Raw genomic sequence first — 2,801 nt, forward strand, 5'->3', positions numbered from 1 at the left:
GGCTCGTAGACGTACAGCCCGTCGTTTGGGTAACTGCGATTCCCGCCACGCCAGCCGTCCTCGCAGAGGAGGACGCGGCCGTCCCGCATCGCGTAGACGTTGTCGACGTTGCGCAGGGAGTCGTCGACATCCTCCATGGCCTCCTCACCAGTAAAGTCGGGCCCTACAACGACCGGCTCCAGTGTCGAGACGTCGTACCGTGGCCCGAGCTCAGCGCGGTAAACGACGCCGCCGTCGACGCGGTCGAGCGCGATGTCGCCGCCGTCGTTGGTCGGACCGGCCAGGTCGTCGTTGAACTCGGAGATACCGAAGTAGATGTAGTCGCCTGGTTTGGCGTCGTCGACGCTGTCGACACCCTCGGCCTTGTTGAATTCGATGGAGGCGCCAATCTCCTTGGCCGCGCCGCGGGTCTCCAGGAAGGGAATCCGCCGGAGATCCTCGTCGACGCCGTCGGGACCGCGTTTCTCGTACTGTTCGGCCCATTCGACGATGTCCTCGTCGCTGATGTAGTCCTGATTGCCGTTTGCGATGACTTCGAGATCGGCCTGCTTGAGGACCCCTTCGGTGACTTCGTCGCCCTCGCTCCAGTCGGCGTGGCTCTCGAGGTAGTCGACCTGGGTGATGTCGTCGTACTCGGCGATCCAGGATTCGATCTCTCGGTTCGAGGCGTGGCCCATCGGCAGCCACTCGACTTCGAGGGGAACTTCGGCCGGTGACTTCCCTGAAGAGGCTTCGTCGTTGGTGATCTTCGGGGCGTAGAGCGTCCCCGCGACGTCCATCGGATCCTGATAACTCGAAATCGGCCGGTCGGCGACGAACTTGTAGATACCCTTGCTGTCGCCGTCGGAACAGCCGTAGACAGTTTTCTCGTCCGGCAGGATGTCGGGCGCTTCCCACGCCGTCCGGCCCATCACGTAGTACTTGACGGGGTCGATGGCCTCCGGGTCGGCCGTCGGGTTCCGGATGTCGACGTGGTAGCCGTAGCGGTACGGGTTGGGGTACTCGTCTCCGATCGGTTCAACAGGGTTCCCGTCGCCGGCCTCCACGGGATCGGCGCCGAGGTGGTAGGCGAGATGTTCGACACCACTCATGTTCCAGTACCCCTGGACGTACCAGCCGTCGACCTCGTCGTAGTCGTTGACGGCACCTTGGATCTCGGAGGGGTTCGGCCGGTTCCAGAAGTAGGCCGCCCCCCGCAGCCCTTCGCCGTCGCCGGCCTCGATTATATCGCTGATCGTCCCCGTGAGGTTCGCACGCGGGTGGGCATAGTTCTCCTCGGAGGACAGCGGTGTCTGCCACGGGCTGAGGTCGCCGTAGCAGTTGATTCGGGTGCCACCGATGTCCCGGAACGCCTCGGTGTTGACCGTGTTGATCGCGTTCTCGGCATCTGCCTCCCACTCGCCGTCTTCGTTCTGCGAGAGAGGGGTCCGCATGATGTTGCCGGGACTGTTTTCGTCGTTCGTGAAGAGGTACCCCTCGGTTCCGTCGTCGTTCGTGGCGACGAAGTGGTTAGCGTCAGGGTTGTACCCCGAGTCACCGTAGCTCGTGCCCGCGAAGTTGTCGGTCGTGACGTCCACACCGTCAGGGGTCTGGGTGATTCCCCAGCGTTCGGTGTCACCGTTGATCGGATCCCCTTCCTGAATCAGCATCTCGAACTCCGGTTCGGCGGACCGTACGAAGTCCTGCTCCTCCCCCTGCGGGGGCGAGGGCTCCTCGAAGTCGTCGTTGTCGCCGTCGAATTCGAACTGGAAGTCTTTGTAGTAGCCGACACCGGCCTTGTTCCATGGCACGGAGTTGTCGCGGCTCGGGTGCTGGAGGCTGTGTAGCAGCGACCCGTCCTCGAAGACGAACGGCCCGGTCATCTCGGCCCCGAAGGCCGTCGTCGAGAACCGTTTCAGGTCGCCGACGACGCTCGGTGCTCCGTCGGTCAGCGTATCGTCGTCGTTGATTTCGCGGCTATCCCTGTCTTTCTCAGCGCTCGCGACACCTGCGACGCCCGCGCCAACCAGGGTGGCGATGGAGGCTTTCATCAGGTTGCGTTTGGATTGATCAACCATGCAAGTACGAAACCACATTCACGCGTAAAACCCGTTTATAATAGGTCAAGAGTCCGGTCCAGAGCCGTCACGGTCACCATACAGGCGACCGAACTGGTACGATCCGGAATAGAGTCCTCCCGAGGAGTCTATACTTGTCGACCTTCCCATTATTCACCGCGGCGTAAAACGACTCGCTCCTGCGGTGTGAAGATCTTCGCGGCGCTGGCCGTCTACCCGAAAGGATCCGTACGCACCGCCGAGAACTAATCACGTCGTCAGTCTCAGGTATCGATCTCCGCGTCGCCGATCTCGTCGACCTTCCGGCGGATATTTGTCGCCCGCTTTTGGACTCGCGAGGCGTACCGCTCGATCTTTCCGGGCTGGACGCCCATGAACGAGCCGACCCACTGGCGGTCCGTGTATGGCTGCGTGAGGAGATACGCCGCGAGCGTATCCCGGCCGGCCTGGATGATGATTGGCGGGACGCCACGCTTGCCGGTACCGGCCTCTTCGAAGCCGTTGACATCGAAGTAGATGTCGGCATACAGTTCGGCGGTCTCGGCGGTGTCGAACTCGATCCCCTCGTGGCGCGGCGCTTTGAACCGGTAGCGCCCATCATCCAGTTCGAAGATTTGAACGTCCATGATGTACTCCCGGTGAATCCCGATTGCCTCCTCGTCGGTTTGTTCTGTCGAGGCCATGTGCGTGACTCCGCCACGACCAATAATGAACTTCGGTAATAGTCGTCTATAGCCGTCAAGA

2 protein-coding genes are annotated in these 2,801 nt (G+C 61.9%); both read right to left on the reverse strand.

What is annotated here, in order from left to right; all coding sequences use genetic code 11:
• Positions 1-2,057, reverse strand: a 2,057-nt coding sequence (locus tag V5A53_RS14340) for an alkaline phosphatase PhoX (RefSeq protein WP_332314291.1), incomplete at its 3' end; no start/stop codon positions are given.
• 263 nt (positions 2,058-2,320) lie between these two features.
• Complete coding sequence (locus tag V5A53_RS14345) at positions 2,321-2,740, reverse strand: hypothetical protein (protein WP_332314292.1); 420 nt, start codon at positions 2,738-2,740, stop codon at positions 2,321-2,323.
• Positions 2,741-2,801: the final 61 nt, after the last annotated feature.

Source organism: Natronomonas sp. (assembly GCF_036625485.1).
GTDB lineage: Archaea > Halobacteriota > Halobacteria > Halobacteriales > Haloarculaceae > Natronomonas.